This is a genomic window from Lentilactobacillus kefiri, assembly GCF_009739535.1.
Taxonomy (GTDB): Bacteria; Bacillota; Bacilli; order Lactobacillales; family Lactobacillaceae; genus Lentilactobacillus; species Lentilactobacillus kefiri.
Genome location: NZ_CP029971.1, coordinates 1,027,849 through 1,048,897 on the forward strand (window position 1 = coordinate 1,027,849; position 21,049 = coordinate 1,048,897).

Consider the following 21,049-nt stretch of genomic DNA (forward strand, 5'->3'; position numbering starts at 1 on the left):
CCCCTCAACCGAAACCCCACCAACAAACGAAAAATCAAAAATGTTTCACATGAAACATCAGAACGAAACCCATGAATGGAGGTAAATAATTTGGCGAATAATAAAGACAACCATGATCAACCAATTGCTGGTCGAGTGACCAACGTTGATCTGTCTAAAAAAATGCGAACGTCATTTCTTGACTACGCCATGAGTGTTATTGTTGCCCGTGCGCTTCCTGATGTCCGTGATGGGTTAAAGCCTGTTCACCGACGTATTTTGTATGATATGCATGAATTGGGTGTTACACCTGATAAACCTTATAAAAAATCAGCCAGAATTGTTGGGGATGTTTTAGGTAAGTATCATCCCCATGGTGACACGGCTGTTTATGAATCAATGGTTCGGATGGCTCAAGATTTCAGTTACCGTTATATGTTGGTTGATGGTCACGGAAACTTTGGTTCAGTCGATGGTGATGGTGCTGCGGCGATGCGTTATACCGAAGCCCGTTTAAGTAAAATTGCCATGGAAATGCTGCGGGATATCAACAAAGATACCATTGATTTCCAACCCAACTACGATGGAACCGAACGTGAACCAACCGTTTTGCCATCACGATTCCCCAACCTCCTTGTTAACGGAGCGTCAGGAATTGCCGTTGGTATGGCGACTAACATTCCACCTCACAATTTGTCGGAAGTTATCAGTGCAATTCATGTTTTGATGAAGAACCCCGACGCTACCACAGCAGATTTGATGGAAGTTTTGCCAGGACCTGATTTCCCAACCGGTGGAGTTGTCATGGGTAAGTCCGGAATCCGGAAAGCTTATGAAACTGGTAAAGGATCAATCATTGTCCGTGCCAAAGTTGAAATTGAAGGTGAAGCAGGCGGCAAACAAAGAATCATTGCTACCGAATTGCCTTACATGGTTAACAAAGCCAAATTAATTGAGCGAATTGCTGAATTAGCTCGTGATAAGCGAATTGAAGGAATCACCGATATTAACGATGAGTCTGACCGTGAAGGAATGCGGGTCGTCATCGATGTTCGGCGGGATGCCAGTGCAGAAGTTATCTTGAACAACCTGTATAAATTAACGTTGATGCAGACTTCATTCAGCTTCAACATGTTGGCGATCGTTAAAGGAACTCCAAAGATCCTCAGCTTAAAAGAGATCTTAAATTACTACTTGGAACACCAAGTTGAAGTTATTCAACGACGGACAAAATATGAATTGAATAAGGCTCAGGCAAGAGCTCACATTCTTGAAGGTTTGAGAATTGCGCTTGATCATATTGATGAAATTATCAAGATCATCCGTGGATCACAGACCGGGGATGTTGCCAAGAACCAATTGATTGAAGGCTTCGGTCTTGATGACAAACAGGCTCAAGCAATCCTGGACATGCGTCTGGTCCGTTTGACCGGTTTGGAACGCGAAAAGATTGATAAAGAATACAATCAATTGATGAAAGACATCGAAGAATACAAAGCAATTCTTGCCAGCCGTGAACGAGTCAACCAAATCATTTATCAAGAATTACTGGAAATCCAAAAGAAATTTGGTGATCCACGTAGAACTGAACTGTTGGTTGGTGAAGTTCTCAGTCTTGAAGATGAAGATTTAATTGAAGAAGAAGACGTCATTATTTCGTTGACGCATAATGGTTACATCAAGCGACTTCCAACTTCAGAGTTTAAAGCTCAAAACCGTGGTGGTCGTGGTGTTCAAGGGATGGGTGTTCATAACGATGATTTCGTTGAACATTTAGTATCTACCTCAACCCATGATGTTCTGTTATTCTTCACCGATGCCGGTAAGGTTTATCGGATGAAGGGTTATGAAATTCCTGAATACGGCCGTTCAGCCAAGGGAATTCCAGTTATTAACCTGTTGAACATTGGTAACAATGAAAAGATTCAGGCTGTGATCAACGTTTCTGATAAGAACAAAGATATTGAAAAAGATCTCTTCTTTGTGACTTTGATGGGAACTGTTAAGCGCACACCGGTCTCAGATTTTGCCAACATCCGTAGTAATGGTCTGAAGGCGATTAACCTTAAAGATGGCGATCAAGTCAGCAACGTTTTGATTGCTGATAAAGATCAAAACATTATTATTGGAACCCATCGTGGATATGCGGTCAGCTTTAACGCTGCCGATGTTCGTTCAATGGGACGTTCCGCAACCGGTGTCCGGGGTGTCAGATTACGTGAAAATGATTACGTCGTTGGTTCTGATATCTTGAAACCCGACAGCGAAGTCTTTATCATTTCTGAAAACGGATATGGTAAACGAACTCCAGCTGCCGAATACCCAATTAAAGGTCGTGGTGGTAAGGGTATCAAGACTGCCAACATTACTGAAAAGAATGGGCCACTTTCCGGATTGACAACTGTTAACGGTGAAGAGGATATTATGCTGATCACTGATCAGGGTGTCATGATCCGATTCAGTGTTGAAGATGTTTCTCAAACCGGCCGGGCAACCCTTGGTGTTCATTTGATCAGAATGAATGATGGTGCCAAGGTTGCAACAATGGCTAAGGTTGAAAAGCAGGATGATTCCGAAGATGATCAATCAAAGGATGAGAATTCCGATGATGATCAAGCAACCGATGAGTCCAAGCAGGATAATGATCAAGATTCAAATTCAGATAATCAATAATCATTAAATATAGATATTAAAAAGCCGATGTGAGAGTCATTCTCGCACCGGCTTTTTTGTACCCTGTTTCACGTGAAACAATTTAAAACTTCCACTATTTCTGCAAATGATTTGAAAACTTTGTGAAAATAATTGAGCATATTCTTTGACTTACTTTATGTAAGTGATATTCTATGGGTAAGGATTAAAATACATTTACCTGGAGGTAGTTCATTCATGACTGTTGTTAATGGTTACAAACAAAACGATAACGAACAAAAATTAGATATTTTAAACTTGGAAGATTTGGAAGAAAAAGCAAAGCAAATCATTCCTACCGGTGGATTTGGTTACATTGCCGGTGGTTCAGAAAACAACTGGACTTTAAAAGCTAACCGTAAAGCATTTACCCACAAGCAAATTGTTCCTCGTGCATTGAGCAACATTGAGAAGCCTGAATTGGATACCAACGTTTTTGGTATTCCATTGAAGACACCTATTATGATGGCTCCAACCGCTGCTCAAGGATTGGCTCACTCACAAGGTGAAAAGGATACTGCCAAGGGTCTTGCTGCTGTTGGTGGCTTGATGGCTCAAAGTACTTATTCATCAACTTCAATTGCTGATACTGCCGCTGCCGGTGATGGTGCTCCTCAATTCTTCCAACTTTACATGAGCAAGGATTGGGACTTTAACTACTCATTGCTTGACGAAGCTAAAAAGGCTGGCGTTAAGGGCATTATCTTAACTGTTGACGCAACTGTTGATGGTTATCGTGAAGATGACATTAAGAACAACTTCCAGTTCCCAATTCCAATGGCCAACTTGACCAAGTTTAGTGAAGGCGATGGTAAAGGTAAGGGAATCGGTGAAATTTACGCATCAGCTGCCCAAAAGATTGGTCCAGACGATGTTAAGAAGATCGCTGATTACACTGATTTACCAGTTATCGTTAAAGGAATCGAATCACCAGAAGACGCCCTTTACGCAATCGGTGCCGGTGCTGCCGGTGTCTATGTATCAAATCACGGTGGCCGTCAATTAAATGGTGGTCCTGCATCATTTGATGTTTTGGAAGACGTTGCCAAAGCTGTTAACGGCCAAGTTCCAGTTATCTTTGATTCTGGTGTTCGCCGTGGATCAGATGCTTTCAAAGCACTTGCTTCAGGTGCTGATTTGGTTGCTATGGGTCGTCCAGCTATTTATGGTTTGGCTCTTGGTGGTGCACAAGGAGTTCAATCAGTCTTTGAACACCTTGGTGACGAGTTGAAGATCATCATGCAATTAGCCGGAACTAAGACAATTGCCGATGTTAAGAAGACAAACCTTATAAACATTAAATATTAATTAGTGTGTAACTTCCCATCAATGGGCATCCTCTAACAGACTGGTCATCCATTCTGTTCTCATATGGGAAATTATTTAGAGGATTCCCGTTGCGTTGCACAGTATTAGAACATTCCCCGTGTTCTTTTCCCACAAAATATGTTAAAAAACAGCGTTCCTCATTATTGAGGAGCGCTGTTTTTGAAACGGATTTTATTTAGTTAATATTTTTTCGTGGTCGGCCAGTCGTCTGGCCCTTGTCCAAAATTTCAGGATGTTCATTGCGTGCATATGCGTATGCATGAGGATCCTGGCTATTTTGATAGCGATTTGAATGGTTATTTGATTGAGAACTTCTGAAGTAGTAAAAGGCTGAAAGTCCAACTATGGTTAAAATTAAAAGTGTCATTGAATTCCTCGTTTCATTATTTTTGTTAAGTCTTGGTACACATACAGAAAAGCGTTTCCAAAACGACTTATTATTTTGGAATTGATATAAGTGTACTTCCAATAGAATAAGAGTCAAGTATCTGGTAAACCATTTTCGATGACTCAGGGAGCAATCCTTAGTGCTGCAGCGGATCTGAAATTATTAAGGAATTATTTAATTCAGTTGGCAAATTCTATAATTAATCCGAACAGAAATTAAAAAGCCCAAAGCAATCACTTACAATGGTAGTAGCTAATTCCAACCAATATAGGGAGTGATTACTTTGGGTACATCTACTTTATCACGTTTTCAACGTGGCGCACTAGCACAACTGGTCAATGAGGGGAATAAATCTTACCAAGTAATGGCTGACGCCTTAGGCGTCGCCAAAGCTACGATTAGCTATGAGTTGGACCGGGTTAAACCTTATGATCCAGAATTAGCTCAGCAAGATGCAGATCGCAAAAGGCGGAATTGCGGTCGTCGTTCGATGCTGACGGCAGCATTAGCGACTTTAATTACCAATCACTTACGATTAACCTGGTCACCAGAAACCATTGCGGCCGCTTATAACTTGAGCACTGCGTCAATTTATAATTGGCTTAATCGTGGCTGGCTCCCCTTCAAATTGACTGATCTACCCAATCGGAATGTCCGCCAGCACCGAGTGAGCGAAAATCGTGGGAAATTTACAAGTGGGACTTCCATCGAACAACGGCCAACAACTGTTAATCAACGGTTAGCTTTTGGTCATTGGGAAGTAGATACGGTGCTTTCTAGTCGAAGTGAGTCACGATCATGTCTGGTTACATTCGTAGAACGTAAGACCCGACTTCTATGGGCCATCAAAGCCCCTAATAGAACGGCTAAGGCTCTAAACACCGCCTTTGGCAAGTTTATGGGGGCCTTCGGTCCCCAAGTAAAATCCATTACTGTTGATCATGGTAAAGAGTTTGCCAATTATCAGGCCTTAGAACAGGATTATCAGATCAAAGTTTATTTTTGCCATCCATATTCACCATGGGAGCGAGGTTCCAATGAATATTTTAATAGACGGTTACGCTGGTTCTTCCCGAAAAAGACCAATTTTAGCCAAGTAACGACTGATGAGATCCTAGCAGCACTTGAACTAATTAATCAACGACCATTAAAAATACATCATCAACAGACTGCCATTGAAAGATTCCGGGCTTGTTCGGATTAAACTTGTAATTTGCCAGTTGAAAAATATTTATCAGAAAAAATACTTTTAATGTTTTTAGTCGTATATAATTACTGTATCGTCAATCATCAATTAGGCAATTGATATTTAGGTCCACACGTGTTATAGTTTTATATTGTGAGTATCTGGGTAAATACAGAAACTCTCCTTGCTCTCGGGTAGAGGGCCATAAGTCCACAAGGAGGTGCAAATCATGGAAGAAAAGAAATACGAAATTACTTACATCATCCGTCCTGATGTTGAAGAATCTGCAAAATCTGCATTGATTGAACGATTCGACAAGATCTTGACTGACAATGGTGCCAAGGTATTAAGTTCAAAAGACTGGTCAAAGCGTCGTTTTGCTTACGAAATTGGTGGTTATAACGAAGGAGCATATCACGTTATTACTTTAACTACTGATACTGACAAGCCACTTAACGAATTTGATCGTCTTTCAAAAATCAATGACGATATCTTACGTCATATGATCGTTGTTCGTGACGACTAATAATTCATTCTAATATGAGAGGAGCAAATTCAGCATGCTTAATCGTGCAGTTCTTACGGGTCGCCTAACCCGCGATGTTGATTTACGATACACTCAAAGCGGAACCGCTGTCGGTTCGTTCTCACTTGCCGTTGATCGGCAATTTACCAATCAACAGGGGGAACGAGAGGCTGATTTCATTAACTGCGTAATCTGGCGAAAATCCGCTGAAAACTTTGCCAACTTCGTTCATAAAGGTTCTCTTGTTGGAATTGATGGTCGGATTCAGACCAGAAATTACGAAAACGCACAGGGACAACGAGTTTATGTGACTGAAGTTGTAGTAGAGAATTTTGCATTGCTTGAGCCTCGTTCTGCAAGGAACAACTCAAATGGTCAGCAAAATGGAAATGCTCCTCAACAAAATAACGGCAATGCCAATCCATTTGATAATAATTCAAATCCTGGTAACGGTGGCAATTCCAACAATAATGGCGGTAGCAAACCTACCAACAACAATGGTGGAAATAATGGTAACGGCGGGAACAATAATCCTAACGATCCATTCGCCAACTCCGGGGATTCAATTGACATTTCCGATGATGATTTACCATTCTAATGAATTGGTAAAGTAAATTTTCGAGGAGGAAAAACTATGGCATATCAAAGACGTGGCGGCGGTCGTCGTCGTCGTAAAGTTGATTTTATTGCTGCAAATCACATCGAATACATCGATTACAAAGATATCGATTTATTGAAGCGATTTGTTTCAGAACGTGGAAAGATTCTTCCACGTCGTGTTACTGGAACTAGCGCAAAGAACCAACGTGCTTTAACAATTGCTATTAAACGTGCACGTATCATGGGCTTGATGCCTTTCGTTGCTGCCGACTAATAATGATTTATCAAAGTCATCCTTTAGGGGATGGCTTTTTTTGTATCCAAAAACAGCCTCCCAATTGATGTGTTGGGAGGCTGTTAGTATCTCATGATTAGTTTTCATTTGTCGCCGGTTTGGCATTTTTAACTGATTGATTGGATTCTAATTTCTTCAATCCGACGCCGGTAAATCCACTCAGTAATGAGAAGATTGGGCAAAGCAGGCTGAAGAAGACAAATGGCAGGTACTGAATTGTTGGAACGCCTAAAGTGTTGGCAATGAAGACACCCCCAACGCCCCAGGGAACCAGGTAGTTTAATACGGTACCGCCATCTTCGAGTACTCGCCCAAGTGCCCGGCTGGCAAGGCCATCGTTATTGAACGTCTTTTTGAATGCCCGGCCTGGGAGGATGATTGATAAGAATTGTTCACCAATAAAGATATTGACCCCAATGCAGGCTCCTAAAGCAGCTGTAATCAATTTTGCCGAGTTGTTCAAGTGAGTGGCAAGTGGTGACATAATCGCGCTGATAAGGCCAAAATGAACCAATAAACCACCAAGGGATAAGGTCAGGACAATCAAAGCAACGGTGGGCATCATGCTGACAATCCCACCACGGGAAAGTAACAGGTTGACTTCATTATTTGAAGTTTTTGCGACAAAACCGTTGGTAATGATCGTGCTGGCTTTAGTGATAGTCAAACCAGCGTTGTTTACAAACATCATTGCTGTTGATACGAAAATGTTAAGCAACATGGTTGGAATGGCAGCCATTTTGAACGCTGCACAAATGAATACTAAAACGATAGGAATTAATGCCACAATCGAAATGTGGAAATCACTGTTTAACGCAGCCACTGTGGTATTGATTTTGTTCATGTCGGCGTGGTTATGACCCATGCCGAGAACGGCAAAGGCAATTGTGGAGATCGTTGCGGCCGGAACAGTCGACCAAAGAATGGTTTTCATGTGATCAAACAAATCGGTGTCGACAACCGCTGCCGCCAAGTTGTTGGTCTCGGAAAGTGGTGAACATTTATCACCGAAGATTCCACCGGATATAATAGCTCCGGCTACCAGTGCCGGATTGAAACTCATGGTAACGCCGATACCGAAGAATGCGATGCCGACAGTTGAGACAACTGTGAAACAACTTCCAACTGCAGCTCCTACTAGTGAACAAACCAGAAAGACCGTTGGTAAGAACCATTGAGCACTGATTGCTTTGAAACCGATGACCATCAAAGTCGGGATGGTTCCGGCAGCGATCCAGGTACTGATCATGGCGCCAATTAAGATAAAGATGACGATGGGGATGATTCCTTTGTCAATGCCATCCTTGATCCCGGCGTTAATTTCATCCCAGCTAAATCCGGTTATCTTTGCCCAAAAAATGGTCACGGTAATTGCTAGTAATACTGGAACTTGGGGTGACAGGCCCAAACCAATCACGCCGGTTCCCATAATGGCTAATGCGATAACTAAAACTAAAATTGCTTCTCTTAAACTTACTTTGCTGTTTCTCATAGTGCCAACCTCTTTTTATTGTTAGATTTTTGTTCTTACAGTAATTCAGTTGACCTATATCGAGGCATGCCGCCGTTTGTTGTTCTTCTCATGATAAATCCCCCTTAAAGTCAAAAAAATCGTCCCTATTACATATAAATGCAATAGGGACGATTTTTACCGTGGTACCACCCAACTTGTGTATCAAAGATACACCGCTCACTAGAAGATAATGGATTCTAGTTATTGACCATTGTCGTGATATTACGGTATTTCGTAACCTTACCCTGATTGGTTCGCAGCAACCACCAACTTCCTGACACCCAGATAAGGAACTACTTCATGTAATTCGACTTTAATTATTAGAATGAGTATAAAACTTGATGAGAAAAATTCCAAGAAATATTTTCAATGTCAATCCTTACATAAATCAGCCTTGATAACTAAAAATCACAATAGTTTTGTAAATAATGTGAAAAGATCTGCCATATTTACCTAATAATATCTAAATATTCCTCATTTTTGCCTTATAAAATAACAAAATGTCATGAAACATGACATACGTTCCCGTGGTGTGCTAATATAAGACCATTAACATTAGAACATTTTAATCTATTTCTTATGTTGCTCTTATTTAGGAGGTTGCCTATGAAGTCAAAAATTCAAGAGAACCAAGATGGAACGATGCGAGCGTTAAGTAATCGTCATGTTCAGATGATTGCGATTGGCGGTACGATCGGTACCGGGTTGTTCCTGGGATCCGGAAGCACCATCAGCAAGACTGGCCCATCAGTTATGTTGATTTATTTGGTACTGGGAGTCTTTTTCTTCTTCATGATGCGTGGAATCGGCGAAATGTTTTATTCAGACCCTTCGCAACATACATTTGTTTCTTTTATCTCCCGATATTTAGGGCCGACTGTTGGTCACTTTACCGGCTGGACGTACTGGATTGGACTTGTCTTTGTATGTATGGCTGAACTAAGCGCAACTGCTACATACGTCAAATTTTGGTTTCCATCGATTCCGGCTTGGATCATTGAAGTCGCGTTTTTAGCAATTTTAGCCAGTGTGAATTTGATTGCCGCCAGATTATTTGGTGAAGCGGAATTTTGGTTTGCTATGATCAAGATCGTTGCCATCCTGGCGCTGATATTTACTGGAATTTTCATGATGTTGCGTCATTCGGTAACGCCGGTTGGCCATGCCACCCTCGGAAATCTTTTCAGTAATTTCCAATTTTTCCCTCACGGCGGGGTTAATTTCATTGCTGCATTTCCAATGGTATTCTTTGCTTTCATGGGAATTGAATTTGTCAGCATCACAATTGGTGAGGCAAAGAACCCACAAACAGTTATTAAAAAGGCGGTTAACGAAACGCTTATCCGAATCTTGATTTTCTATATTGGTGCTTTGACCATTATCATGGGGATCATCCCCTGGTCATCAATCACCCCTAACAGCAGTCCCTTCGTTCAAGTGTTGAAATTAGCCGGTTTGCCGGCTGCCGCAGCGGTCATCAACTTCGTGGTTTTGACTTCCGCCGCATCATCACTCAACAGTTGTATCTTCTCTGCCGGCCGACATTTCTATCAGTTGGCAACCGAGGTTCCCGAGGACAGTTGGATGCACAAGAAGTTTGCTAAAATTTCTCACAATGGTGTCCCAGCTCCGGCCATCATTTTCTCAGCAGCTCTGGTATTGATCACACCCCTGATTAGTTTAACCAACGGCTTGGCGTCAGTGTTCACTATTGTAACTGGGATTTCCAGTGATATGTACATCATCGTGTACACCTTGGCAATGCTGGCACACAGAAAGTATCGTCAGTCTGCCGATTTCCTGCCGAATGGTTTCTTAATGCCGGCATATAAGATCATGAGTCCCCTGACGATTACATTCTTTATCGTTATCTTTGTTTCATTGTTCTTCGTTCCAGAAGATATTATTGGTGCAATCGGAGCCATTGTCTGGACCGCAGTTTTCGGTGGTGCCACTTATTTGCATCAAAGAAAATTGGTTCCCGATACCGATCAATAGATTCAGTTTCAACACATAATCCGTTTTCTCCTAATATAAAAACTTGGATTCCTGACTGGTTAAACAGTCGGGAATCTTTTTGTATTTCTGATATGGCGGATGATTTAAAAGCTTGATTGTCAACATGGTAAAGGGGCTGTTATATCGCCGAAAATGACGATAATTGGGCAATATTTTAAGATGTTAAAAAAGGGTAAACAATTGAAGGAATCATTAAGAATCCAGTTTTATGGTAAAATAAGACTATTAAGCTATTGATGAAGAGGAATTAATATGAAAAATTGGTTTACAAACAACAGTGGCGAACTTCCGCCATTTGTTCATAACCGACGCCTCAGAAGAATCATGATTTTTATTTCCTTAATCGTGATTTACGGCATCGTTATTTCATTTCTATATAACATTGTGGCTTCCCTTATTCTAATTGTGATTAGTGTTGTAGGGCTGATTTTTACCATTGTTATGATGAATGAAATTAGTTCGGATACCAATCGCTATATTACCGACTTATCATACCGAATTCACCGTGGTGAGCAGGAATCGCTGCTGGAAATGCCCATCGGTGTCATGATTTTAAATGACAGCGAGATTGTTGAGTGGGCCAACCCATACATGATTAAGTATTTTAAGGATGAAAATCTGCTGGGACGAAAAATGGCCGATATTGACCCCGACCTGCAGAAACTCATTACCAAGTATGCGGCGTCAAATGAATTCCATACGATTACATGGCGGGATCACAAATTCACCATGTTGGTTCAAAAGGAATACAACTCCATTTATCTAATGGATATTACCCGTTACGCAAATCTTGAAGAGCGTTACAACGATGAACAGATTTCCGTTGGGCAGATTTTCTTGGATAACTATGATGAAATTACCCAGTCAATGACTGACCAGGAAATTTCCAACTTGAGCAACTATGTCACGAATGAGTTGGCCACTTGGTCACAAAAGTATGGCATGTTCCTCAAACAAATTGATGATGATCACTTCTTCTTATTGGCTTATTCCAAATCGTTAACAGCGATTGAAAACGATAAGTTCAATATTTTGGATACCGTCCGTGAAACAACTTCCAAGCAGAACTTCCCACTGACTTTGAGTATCGGAATCGCCTATGGCGAAGATGACTTGAATAGCTTGGCAGATCAGGCTCAAAGCAACCTTGACCTGGCATTGGGTCGTGGTGGTGACCAGGTTGTTGTCAAATCCCTTGATGGAACTGCCCGTTTCTATGGTGGTAAGACCAACCCAATGGAGAAGCGGACCCGGGTTCGGGCTCGAATGATTTCTCAAGCCTTAAACGAATTGATGAGTGCTTCGGATCAGGTCTTTGTTCAAGGTCATACAAGACCGGATATGGATTCACTTGGTGCCTGCCTTGGTATCAGACGAATTGCCCAGATGAATAATAAGAAGTGCTGGATTGTCCTTGATAAAGAAAAGGTCCATTCAGATATTCAGAGATTGTTGGAAGCAACCAAGAAATATCCTGAAATTGCCGATTCAATCATTACGCCGTCAGAAGCTATGAGCAAAGTGACGGACAGCAGTATGCTGATTATGGTGGATCATTCGAAGCCATCAATCAGTATGTCTGAAGAATTATATAAACGAATGTCATCCAAGGTTGTTATTATCGATCATCACCGTCGTGGTGAAGAGTTCCCTGAAAATCCAATGTTGGTCTATATTGAACCATATGCATCTTCAACCTGTGAGTTGATTACCGAAATGTTTGAATATCAGCCACATGAAGAAGAACCAATCAACCGGATTGAAGCAACAGCTATGTTGACCGGTATCTTTATTGATACCCAACGCTTCTCAATGCGGACAGGTACCAGAACATTTGATGCCGCCAGTTATCTGCGTTCTGCAGGGGCTGATTCCGATGAGATGCAGCAATTTATGAAGGAAAATATCGACAGTTATCTCCAACGAAATCATTTGATTTCCAAAGTTGAATTCTTCCATAAAGATATGGCATTAATTGTTGGTGAAGAAGATCAGGTTTATGATCCGGTTACTGCCGCTCAGGCCTGTGATTCTCTATTGACGATGTCGGGTGTTGATGCATCGTTTATTATTACCAAACGAGCCGACGGATTAGTCGGGGTTTCTGCACGAAGCACCGGTACGATCAACGTCCAAGTCATTATGGAGCAAATGGGCGGTGGCGGTCATTTATCCAGCGGTGCTACGCAGGTTTCCGACAAGTCGGTTGCCGACGTGAAAAAAATGCTGCTTGAAACGATCAAGAATATCGATGATAATGAATAAAGGTATTTAAATTTTTGAGGATAGTAGGAGTGATCTGTTATGAAAGTAATTTTTCTGGAAGATGTCCGTGGCAAGGGTAAACGCGGGGAAGTAAAAGAAGTTCCTGACGGCTATGCTCAAAACTTTCTGATTAAAAATGGAAAGGCAAAGGTAGCATCAAAAGCCGCCATGAGCCAACTTAAAGGCCAACAAAAGGCTGAAGAAAAACGTGAAGAAGAGGAACTTGAGGAATCCAAGCAATTGAAGGCCAAGCTCGAAGACGACAAGACTGTCGTTGAGCTTAAAGCTAAGGCCGGAACTGACGGCCGCCTCTTCGGTTCAATCCCCAGCAAGCAAATTGCCACAGCACTGGAAAAACAATACGGGGTTAAGCTTGATAAGCGTAAGATTGAATTATCTGAGCCAATCAAAGTTGCTGGTTACACCAATGTACCAGTTAAGCTGCACACTGATGTAACTGCCAAGATTCGGGTTCATGTTTCTGAAAAATAGCGTGCAACGAGACCCGGGTGGCCGCGGTGCATAAGTAGAAAATGGCTATTAATGAACGTTCTTTGTTCATTGATAGCCATTTTTTACTTATGTGTAGCGGTCAGGGTTGTCGCCAAGTAGGCTAGGCAGGCATACAGCTGGCCGTCGAAACACGTTTCTGCTAAGTAGACTTACGATGATTTTGCAGCCAGTCCTTTTCTTATCAAAGCATGCGAGAATTTTGGCGTTGTGTGCTACAATTTATGTATTGTATTTAAAGTGAACGAATTTGAGGAATAAATATGAGCAATGAGTTTGTAAACGAGTTACCACCACAAAATATCGACGCGGAAAAGGCGGTCTTGGGATCTATCTTCCTGAGTACCGATGCTTTGGTTGAGTCCATGGAGTTTTTGGAGTCGGACGACTTCTACAAGCATTCTCACCAGATTATTTATAAAGATATGGTTGAGTTAAACGACCGCGATGAAGCGATCGATGTTGTGACGATAACCAACATTTTAACCGAACAAAATAACTTGGATGACGTTGGTGGAATGGAATATATTGCCGATCTGGCGGGTTCTGTTCCAACTGCTGCCAACGTGACCTACTACGCTAAAATCGTCAAAGACAAGGCCATTTTACGGCGCTTGATTCAAACTGCGACCAACATCGTTACCAATAGCTACAATACCGATGATGATGTGACAACGGTCTTGGATGATGCTGAACGAGACATTATGAACGTGGCTGAAAACCGGACCATGTCCGGATTCAAACCAATCAAAGAAGTCTTGAACAACGCCTTTAATGAAATTGATCGGTTGTCTAAAGAAGGGGATGCAGTTACCGGTCTTTCAACCGGCTATCCGGAATTGGACAAAATTACCACTGGTCTCCACAAAGATGAATTAATTATTTTGGCTGCCCGGCCTGCCGTTGGTAAAACGGCCTTTGCGTTGAACTTGGCCCAAAACGTGGGTACCAAAACCGATAAAACAGTTGCCATTTTTAGTTTGGAAATGAGTGCAGAATCTTTGGTTAACCGGATGCTTTGTGCGGAAGGTAGTATTGATGCCAACCATTTGCGGACCGGTCAGTTAACCGAAGACGAATGGCAGAATTTGGTTGTTGCCATGGGCAGTTTGTCCCGTGCCAACATTTATATGGATGATACGGCGGGTATTAAGATGTCTGAAATCCGTGCCAAATGCCGTCGACTTGCCAAAGAGTCCGGCAACCTGGGCTTAGTGGTGGTCGATTACCTGCAGCTGATTGAAGGCAGTAACGCCGAAAACCGGCAACAGGAAGTTTCTGGGATTTCGCGGCAGTTGAAGAAATTAGCCAAAGAACTCCACGTTCCTGTCATTGCGTTATCCCAGCTTTCTCGTGGGGTTGAACAGCGTCAGGATAAGCGACCCGTATTGTCCGATATCCGTGAGTCCGGTTCAATTGAACAGGATGCCGATATCGTTGCCTTTCTTTACCGTGATGATTATTATCGGGATGAAGATGGTGATGATAGCGATGATTCCGGTTCCGAGGGCGAAGATGATGAGAACAACGTCGGTGAAGTTGAAGTCATTATTGAAAAGAACCGATCGGGTCCTCGTGGAACGGTCAAATTGCTGTTCGTGAAGTCATATAATAAGTTTTCGTCGATTTCGTATGCGCAGCAACAATCTTAAATATGATGTACAAAAAGGCGAGCACCTCAATATGAGTGCTCGCCTTTACTGTACATAAATCATGAATTTTGCGTAAAAAAATAACAACCACGGCTACAAGTAGCTGCGTGATCGTTATTTAATGGTATGTAATTGATGGGCAGTCAGGGGCTCGAACCCTGGACCCACGGATTAAGAGTCCGTTGCTCTACCAACTGAGCTAACTGCCCATTACTAACCGACTTAAATATAATAGCATATGCACAAAATTTTTGCAACACGCAAAAGTCAATTTTTTACATTGGCAGTGAATTTTGTTGAGTTGGTGGACAATCAATCATTATCCACTATCTTTATTCACAGTGCTTCAAACATTTATCCGACGATCCGAGGCTTCATTCGTATTTATTTGACCAATATATGTCTGTGTTATAATAACAACATGTTGGCGTGTGCAAATTTATAGAAAATAACAATAATAAATCCATGTTAGGAGAAATTGTTAATGGCAAAAAAGATATTAGTTGTCGATGACGAAAAACCTATCGTCGACATTGAAAAATTTAATTTAACCAAAGAAGGCTACGAAGTTGCTGTTGCCTATGATGGTGAAGAAGCATTAAAGCAGGTCAAAGACGTTGATCCTGATTTAATTATTTTGGATCTTATGCTGCCAAAGGTTGATGGACTTGAAGTTGCTCGTGAAGTCCGAAAGACTAAAGACACCCCAATCATCATGGTAACTGCCAAGGATTCTGAATTGGATAAAGTTCTTGGACTGGAACTTGGTGCTGATGACTATGTTACCAAACCGTTCTCCAACCGTGAATTGGTTGCCCGGGTTAAGGCAAACTTGCGCCGTCAGGGTTCTAACACTTCAAACAACAATAGTAGTGAAGAAGAAGACAATAAAGATATTAAAATCGGTGATTTGGTCATTCATCCGGAAGCTTACTCAGTTTCCAAACGTGGTGAAAACATTGAATTGACTCACCGTGAATTTGAATTGCTTCATTATCTGGCACAACATATCGGTCAAGTTATGACTCGTGAACATTTACTTCAGACAGTTTGGGGCTATGACTATTTTGGTGATGTCCGAACTGTTGATGTAACTGTTCGACGGCTTCGTGAAAAAGTCGAAGACAGCCCAAGTCACCCAACTTGGCTGGTAACTCGACGCGGGGTAGGTTATTACCTGCGCAACCCAGAAAATGATCAGGCTTAATATCAATGAAATCAATGCATAAGGGGTACTACTGGTTGTGAATAATCGAATTAAGTTTTACCAATCAATCAAATTTAAGATAGCGCTGGTTTTTGCCCTTATTCTACTGGTAACACTGGAAATCGTCGGTGCGGTATTCGTGAGGCAGTTGGAACACCAAAATTTGGCAACCTTCAAGAACCAGATTCAGCTCCAGACTTATGTGACCAACTCCTTAACAACCCAATTGTCGAATTCCAATGAAACTCAGGCTAATGGCCGAATCAAGACAATTTTAAATGACTCCGGCAGCGGCAATACTGCCCAAATTCAAGTCATTGATAACAAGGGAACCATCCGTGGAACCAATCAAATCAATAACCAGGCCATTGTCGGCCAAAAAACCACTGATGATAACGTTAAAAATGCGATCTACAATGGCAAAAAGTTTGAAAAGACAACTTATGATTCATCAACCGGCGCTCGTTACTATACGATGATTTCGCCGTTGATTAAGAGCTCCAATAATAATAGTACGGTCGTCGGTGTTGTATATACCCGGGCCAACCTTGATAGCGTGTACGATAGCATCAACAGCATTACGCTGATCTATCTGTTCGCCGCATCAATCGCTATTATATTGGGGTTATTAATCTCGATTGTGATTTCTCGGGCAATTACCCGACCAATTGAAGAAATGAAGAAGCAAACCATCAGAATTGCCCGTGGGGACTATTCCGGCCAGGTTCACGTGTATGGGAACGATGAGCTGGGTCAGCTTGCCAGTGCGGTTAACAACCTGTCTGTCAGGGTTGAAGAGTCCCATGAGTCCACCGAGTCTGAACGACGGCGACTGGATTCTGTGTTGGCCAACATGACCGATGGTGTTTTAGCGACCGATCGTCGTGGAAATGTCATTATCATTAACGAAACGGCTGCCAGCTTCCTGGACCTTGATGAAAATCAAGCTATGGGAAAATCAATTTTGGATGTTTTAGATATTCGAAAAGATTACAGTCTGCGTGATTTACTTGAAAAACCGGATGAACTGATTCTTGATTTTTCAAGTGAAGATCACAGTCTGGTACTGCACGCCCATTTCTCACTTATTCAGCGAGAATCCGGGTTTATTAGTGGCCTTGTCTGTGTGCTTCGTGATATCACCGAGCAGCAGCGAATCGACCAGGACCGTAAGCAATTCGTTTCCAATGTTTCTCATGAATTAAGAACACCGTTGACCAGTGTCCGTTCCTACATCGAAGCTTTATCAGACGGTGCCTGGAAGGATCCCAAGCTGGCACCCAAGTTCTTGAAAGTAACGCAGGATGAAACCGATCGGATGATCCGGATGATTAATGATCTGTTGACATTGTCACGAATGGATTCCGGTACTCAAAAGATGGAAGTGGAACTGGTTAATATCAATGAATTGTTCAATTACGTTTTGAACCGATTTGATATGATCCTCAAAAAAGAGGACCATCCTGAAAAGACCTACACGATCAAGCGTTACTTTACCAAACGAGACTTGTGGGTTGATCTTGATACCGACCGCTTCACGCAAGTGCTTGATAATTTAATGAACAACGCGATTAAATATTCGCCAGATGGCGGGGTCATTACCTGTCGGCTTTATGAGACCAGAAATAAAGTCATTTTAAGCGTCTCTGACCAAGGGTTGGGAATTCCACGTAAGGATATTCCCCATATCTTTGATCGGTTCTACCGAGTTGATAAGGCCCGTTCTCGTCAACAAGGCGGTAGTGGTTTAGGATTAGCGATCTCTAAAGAAACGGTTGAAGCACTGCACGGCCAAATTTGGGCTGAAAGTGTGGAAGGTAAAGGTTCAACGTTCTATATTGCTTTGCCATACGAACCGGTAGAAGAGGAGGACTTGTGGGATGAGGTTTAGTAAATACTTAATACCACTCGCACTCACCATTGCGGTGGTTGTCAGTCTGACTTTATCGGTTGTGTTATGGACCAACCCGGCCAATTACCGGAACAATAAGCAGCAAACTGCCCAAAGTCCTCAAACGCAACAGATGATCAAGCCAAAACGGTACGTTTATACCCCCGTTCAGGCGCTTCATACCAATGCGGATGGAACTCAGCAGATCATGGTTAACAAATTAGTCAACACGGTTACTGAAGTTAAAAAGACCATGCATAACTATCAGAATCCAAAAATAAAAACCTTAAGTAAAAACTCCAAGGTCGATTATTTCCGGATTGCCAACCAGACGGATTCAATTATGCTGAACTATTCGGATACCGTTTCAATGCGGGTAGTTAACTACATTGTTAAAAATCATTTCAGAAAATTTCCAAATTATAAAATCAATCGAATTATTTTACCAACTAATAATTCCACTAGGGTCCGTCTGAAAACTACTTAAGTAAGATGCAAATTGAGGCAATGTAAACCGTAGCCAGATAAACATGAGCGAGCTTATCATAACGCGTTGCAATCCTACGAAAGTTCTTCAACTGATTGAAGAAGTTCTCAATCAAATGGCGCTCACAATAAACGTGGTAATCACAGGTCCACTTGTCTTTGGTATTTTCCTTTGGCGGAATGGTATAGACGCCTGCTTTATCTTCAATATACTGGCGAAGTTTCGCGGTGCCATAGGCTTTATCCGCGATAATATTTGATTGAGAAATATCGAAGCCTTCCAGCAACTCACTGGCAACTTGGCTATCATGTACTTGACCACCTGTTAGGCGAAAACCCAAGGGATTCCCTAATCCGTCAACGAGTGCGTGAATCTTGGTCGTTCGGCCACCTCGACTTAGTCCAATAGCTTGATTTTCGACCATACATTCGGCGTTTTTTTTGCCCCAGTGGCCTTTTGATGCGCTCGAACGATCGTTGAATCTAAGCTCAAGTTTTCCATGTCGGGATCGTCAATCAATTCGAGAAAAACCTGTTCGAACAAGCCTGAACTTACCCAGGCTCGGAAGCGACTATACACCGTTTTCCAAGAGCCATAGCGTTCAGGTAGATCACGCCAAGGAGCCCCGCTGCGCATGAGCCAGAGGATAGCGTTGAGGGCGGTACGGTTGTCTAGGCTTGATGGACGGCCAGTCCGGTATGGCGGGAAGTATCCTTTGATTCGGTCCCACTGAGCATCTTCCAGTTCGTATCGTTTAGGTGTTGTCATCGGAATGCCTCGATTCGTTTTTCCTCAGATTATACCTGAATTTTTAGTTTTCAGACAGTCCCTAAGCTATATCTTTTGTATGATAAAAACTTTACGGTTTATGAAGTTGACGTTAAAAAGCGCAGCTTAAAACCGCTGAAGAAAGTTTTGAAGATGGATATGCGGACTCAACCGGCAAGCTTCAAACTGCTTAACAACAAACCGGCTGTTTATGTTACCACATCGGTGGAAATGCAGCCATATAAATATCTAATCGACCGTCAGTCCGATGATTATTATGTCAGTCGACTTCTGAACACTCAGGATTCAACCAACGTTAACGTTAAGCGTCGAAGGAATATGACTATCTATGGTGATCAAAGTTCCCTCCAGCTCATGTTCAATTCCCGTAACCGGATGGGAGAATTCTCTGATTTCCGTCCCAATCATAACCGGAAAAACCTAACGTCTGCAATTCAGGATTCTTATAAGAATGTGACTAAGCTCGGTCTGCCAATGGATAACGTGCGATTCTTCAGTTACGATCCAAATACCCGTGCGATTATGTATCGAACCTACGTCGAAGGATTCCCAGTATTTAGAACGAGTGGGTTTGGGACAGTTTCAACCAGAACCCTTAACTCCAGTGCTCAGCGGACCATCTTTTCGTTGGACAACCTTGAAGTACCTCTTCCAAGCAACAAGGGTTACGTTTCTCTGCCTTCAACTGAAACCATGTTGAAGCGCTTGAAGGACCATGGCTACAATATGAAGGACCTGCAAAAGGTCCGCTTGGGTTACACTTGGAAGAAAGATACAACTTCGCCATTGCTGATTGATCTGAATCCGGATTGGTACATTTATTACCACAAGCAATGGCGCAGCTACACTTCACTTATGAATCAATATTAGGAAAGGAGGGAGCCTGGTGAACTTTCGAAGAATTGAGATCATCTTTTTGGTGACCTTTATCGCAATTGATATTTTTCTGTTTGGGATGTTTAGAAAGAACATGGATATGCAGGCCGACAACGTTTCACAAGGTGGTTCAGATTCTGTTATCATCAAGGAAATGCGAAACGACCAAATCAAAGTTGGCAATTTATCTCGGAAAAATGAAACAGCTTTTTATATTTCCGGTGAGCAAAGCGATGTTTTGCGTAACCAGATGGGTCAATTAGCCAACCAGACTCCCCAATTTGTGGGTCATGAGTTGGAAAGTGAACTTAAGCAGCCGATTTCTGTTAACAAGACCAATCCCCAGAAATCAATTAACAAGCTATTAACTGATTCAACGTTTGTTTTGTTCGGTGATCAGTACGTTTACAGCAAAGACCTTTCAACCAGCCGCAATATCGTATACAATCAAAAGGCACTGGGAAGTTCCATTTATTCCTCAGAAGCCCAAATTAGATTTACTTTAAATTCCAATCATCAGATTGTTAGTTACACCCAGTCTTATCTGCAGGGAATTAAGAGTCTCCGTGAAAGTTCAGAAACGATTTCGGAAACTCGGGCGCTCATTTGGCTGTATCAATATAATGAAATACCAAATAACACCACGGTTGCCTGGACCAGTCTTGGGTATACGAAACTATTGTCAATTGATGGCGATCGGGTCTTTATCCCAACTTGGATCATTGCAATCAGACCGCAAAACTCAACTCAGGTTCAGCTGAAACGGATCAATGCATTTACCGGTGGGATCATTAAAGAGACCGATGAGAATTTGAAGAACAATCCTTCGTCAATGAATTAAAGTTA

The 21,049-nt window shown here is 42.1% G+C and carries 18 protein-coding genes and 1 tRNA gene; 15 read left to right on the forward strand and 4 right to left on the reverse strand.

The window, feature by feature from the left end; translation table 11 throughout:
- Positions 1 to 75: 75 nt before the first annotated feature.
- Both gyrA and DNL43_RS04995 read left to right on the forward strand, forming a co-directional pair.
- Positions 76 to 2,652, forward strand: a complete 2,577-nt coding sequence (gyrA, locus tag DNL43_RS04990; RefSeq protein ID WP_056981379.1) for a DNA gyrase subunit A — start codon at positions 76 to 78, stop codon at positions 2,650 to 2,652.
- 216 nt (positions 2,653 to 2,868) lie between these two features.
- On the forward strand, positions 2,869 to 3,978 hold the full coding sequence (locus DNL43_RS04995; RefSeq protein ID WP_056981377.1) for a lactate oxidase: 1,110 nt from the start codon (positions 2,869 to 2,871) through the stop codon (positions 3,976 to 3,978).
- A gap of 196 nt (positions 3,979 to 4,174) precedes the next feature.
- Here the strand turns inward: DNL43_RS04995 and DNL43_RS05000 are convergent, their stop codons facing one another.
- Positions 4,175 to 4,366, reverse strand: coding sequence for a hypothetical protein (locus DNL43_RS05000; protein ID WP_020281443.1), 192 nt, complete (start codon positions 4,364 to 4,366; stop codon positions 4,175 to 4,177).
- A 304-nt stretch (positions 4,367 to 4,670) separates the two neighbouring features.
- On the opposite strand from DNL43_RS05000, the gene DNL43_RS05005 reads away from it, so the two are divergent.
- From DNL43_RS05005 to rpsR, 4 genes are all read left to right on the forward strand, one after another.
- Positions 4,671 to 5,591, forward strand: coding sequence for an IS30-like element ISLsa1 family transposase (locus DNL43_RS05005; RefSeq protein ID WP_011373852.1), 921 nt, complete (start codon positions 4,671 to 4,673; stop codon positions 5,589 to 5,591).
- Positions 5,592 to 5,802: 211 nt separating this feature from the next.
- The gene (rpsF, locus tag DNL43_RS05010; protein WP_054768909.1) at positions 5,803 to 6,099 is read left to right on the forward strand and encodes a 30S ribosomal protein S6; all 297 of its coding nucleotides are present in this window, start codon (positions 5,803 to 5,805) and stop codon (positions 6,097 to 6,099) included.
- 34 nt (positions 6,100 to 6,133) lie between these two features.
- Positions 6,134 to 6,697 carry a single-stranded DNA-binding protein gene (gene ssb / locus DNL43_RS05015; protein ID WP_054768910.1) on the forward strand — a complete coding sequence of 188 codons (564 nt, stop codon included), beginning with the start codon at positions 6,134 to 6,136 and terminating at the stop codon, positions 6,695 to 6,697.
- A 36-nt stretch (positions 6,698 to 6,733) separates the two neighbouring features.
- On the forward strand, positions 6,734 to 6,973 hold the full coding sequence (gene rpsR, locus DNL43_RS05020) for a 30S ribosomal protein S18 (protein WP_013726869.1): 240 nt from the start codon (positions 6,734 to 6,736) through the stop codon (positions 6,971 to 6,973).
- 97 nt (positions 6,974 to 7,070) lie between these two features.
- Here rpsR and nhaC read toward each other — a convergent pair whose 3' ends face one another.
- Positions 7,071 to 8,486 (reverse strand): Na+/H+ antiporter NhaC, encoded by a 1,416-nt coding sequence (gene nhaC, locus DNL43_RS05025; protein WP_056981375.1) that lies wholly within the window; start codon positions 8,484 to 8,486, stop codon positions 7,071 to 7,073.
- 627 nt (positions 8,487 to 9,113) lie between these two features.
- Here nhaC and DNL43_RS05030 point away from each other — a divergent pair.
- From DNL43_RS05030 to dnaB, 4 genes are all read left to right on the forward strand, one after another.
- Positions 9,114 to 10,505 carry an amino acid permease gene (locus DNL43_RS05030; RefSeq protein ID WP_056981373.1) on the forward strand — a complete coding sequence of 464 codons (1,392 nt, stop codon included), beginning with the start codon at positions 9,114 to 9,116 and terminating at the stop codon, positions 10,503 to 10,505.
- Positions 10,506 to 10,778: 273 nt separating this feature from the next.
- On the forward strand, positions 10,779 to 12,791 hold the full coding sequence (locus tag DNL43_RS05035; protein WP_179286790.1) for a DHH family phosphoesterase: 2,013 nt from the start codon (positions 10,779 to 10,781) through the stop codon (positions 12,789 to 12,791).
- A 39-nt stretch (positions 12,792 to 12,830) separates the two neighbouring features.
- Positions 12,831 to 13,283, forward strand: a complete 453-nt coding sequence (gene rplI, locus DNL43_RS05040; RefSeq protein WP_054768911.1) for a 50S ribosomal protein L9 — start codon at positions 12,831 to 12,833, stop codon at positions 13,281 to 13,283.
- Positions 13,284 to 13,564: 281 nt separating this feature from the next.
- Positions 13,565 to 14,953: a replicative DNA helicase gene (gene dnaB, locus DNL43_RS05045; protein WP_056981371.1), complete on the forward strand. Its 1,389-nt coding sequence runs from the start codon at positions 13,565 to 13,567 to the stop codon at positions 14,951 to 14,953.
- A gap of 136 nt (positions 14,954 to 15,089) precedes the next feature.
- Here dnaB and DNL43_RS05050 read toward each other — a convergent pair.
- Positions 15,090 to 15,162 (reverse strand) — tRNA-Lys (locus DNL43_RS05050).
- Positions 15,163 to 15,437: 275 nt separating this feature from the next.
- Between DNL43_RS05050 and yycF the strand changes: the two genes are divergently transcribed.
- The 3 genes from yycF to yycH (DNL43_RS05065) are packed head-to-tail and all read left to right on the forward strand — an operon-like array spanning position 15,438 to position 18,538.
- Positions 15,438 to 16,160, forward strand: coding sequence for a response regulator YycF (gene yycF, locus DNL43_RS05055; protein ID WP_056981369.1), 723 nt, complete (start codon positions 15,438 to 15,440; stop codon positions 16,158 to 16,160).
- Between the two features lie 37 nt (positions 16,161 to 16,197).
- Positions 16,198 to 18,051 carry a cell wall metabolism sensor histidine kinase WalK gene (gene walK / locus DNL43_RS05060; protein WP_056981367.1) on the forward strand — a complete coding sequence of 618 codons (1,854 nt, stop codon included), beginning with the start codon at positions 16,198 to 16,200 and terminating at the stop codon, positions 18,049 to 18,051.
- Entirely contained in the window at positions 18,041 to 18,538 is a 498-nt protein-coding gene (gene yycH, locus DNL43_RS05065; RefSeq protein ID WP_225439255.1) for a two-component system activity regulator YycH, read from the forward strand. Before walK ends, yycH (DNL43_RS05065) begins: the two co-directional genes overlap by 11 nt.
- On the opposite strand, the gene DNL43_RS05070 is transcribed toward yycH (DNL43_RS05065), so the two are convergent.
- A protein-coding gene (locus DNL43_RS05070) for an IS5-like element ISLpl3 family transposase (RefSeq protein WP_086989537.1) occupies positions 18,531 to 19,306 on the reverse strand; the annotation gives its coding sequence in 2 pieces (ribosomal slippage) (positions 18,531 to 18,982 and positions 18,982 to 19,306; 777 coding nt in all). The two genes, yycH (DNL43_RS05065) and DNL43_RS05070, sit on opposite strands and share 8 nt — an antisense overlap.
- A gap of 75 nt (positions 19,307 to 19,381) precedes the next feature.
- On the opposite strand from DNL43_RS05070, the gene yycH (DNL43_RS05075) reads away from it, so the two are divergent.
- Together yycH (DNL43_RS05075) and DNL43_RS05080 are read left to right on the forward strand one after the other, a co-directional pair.
- The gene (gene yycH / locus DNL43_RS05075; RefSeq protein ID WP_263863752.1) at positions 19,382 to 20,197 is read left to right on the forward strand and encodes a YycH family regulatory protein; all 816 of its coding nucleotides are present in this window, start codon (positions 19,382 to 19,384) and stop codon (positions 20,195 to 20,197) included.
- A gap of 16 nt (positions 20,198 to 20,213) precedes the next feature.
- Positions 20,214 to 21,044 carry a two-component system regulatory protein YycI gene (locus DNL43_RS05080; RefSeq protein ID WP_082619701.1) on the forward strand — a complete coding sequence of 277 codons (831 nt, stop codon included), beginning with the start codon at positions 20,214 to 20,216 and terminating at the stop codon, positions 21,042 to 21,044.
- The last annotated feature ends 5 nt before the right edge of the window (positions 21,045 to 21,049 follow it).

Excerpts from the sequence above, each read along its gene's own strand:
- DNL43_RS05000 (WP_020281443.1), bottom strand. The coding sequence starts at position 4,366 with ATGACACTTTTAATTTTAACCATAGTTGGACTTTCAGCCTTTTACTAC.
- DNL43_RS04995 (WP_056981377.1), top strand. The coding sequence starts at position 2,869 with ATGACTGTTGTTAATGGTTACAAACAAAACGATAACGAACAAAAATTA.
- gyrA (WP_056981379.1), top strand. The coding sequence starts at position 76 with ATGGAGGTAAATAATTTGGCGAATAATAAAGACAACCATGATCAACCA.
- rpsF (WP_054768909.1), top strand. The coding sequence starts at position 5,803 with ATGGAAGAAAAGAAATACGAAATTACTTACATCATCCGTCCTGATGTT.
- ssb (WP_054768910.1), top strand. The coding sequence starts at position 6,134 with ATGCTTAATCGTGCAGTTCTTACGGGTCGCCTAACCCGCGATGTTGAT.
- nhaC (WP_056981375.1), bottom strand. The coding sequence starts at position 8,486 with ATGAGAAACAGCAAAGTAAGTTTAAGAGAAGCAATTTTAGTTTTAGTT.
- DNL43_RS05030 (WP_056981373.1), top strand. The coding sequence starts at position 9,114 with ATGAAGTCAAAAATTCAAGAGAACCAAGATGGAACGATGCGAGCGTTA.
- yycF (WP_056981369.1), top strand. The coding sequence starts at position 15,438 with ATGGCAAAAAAGATATTAGTTGTCGATGACGAAAAACCTATCGTCGAC.
- DNL43_RS05035 (WP_179286790.1), top strand. The coding sequence starts at position 10,779 with ATGAAAAATTGGTTTACAAACAACAGTGGCGAACTTCCGCCATTTGTT.
- dnaB (WP_056981371.1), top strand. The coding sequence starts at position 13,565 with ATGAGCAATGAGTTTGTAAACGAGTTACCACCACAAAATATCGACGCG.
- rpsR (WP_013726869.1), top strand. The coding sequence starts at position 6,734 with ATGGCATATCAAAGACGTGGCGGCGGTCGTCGTCGTCGTAAAGTTGAT.
- rplI (WP_054768911.1), top strand. The coding sequence starts at position 12,831 with ATGAAAGTAATTTTTCTGGAAGATGTCCGTGGCAAGGGTAAACGCGGG.
- yycH (WP_225439255.1), top strand. The coding sequence starts at position 18,041 with ATGAGGTTTAGTAAATACTTAATACCACTCGCACTCACCATTGCGGTG.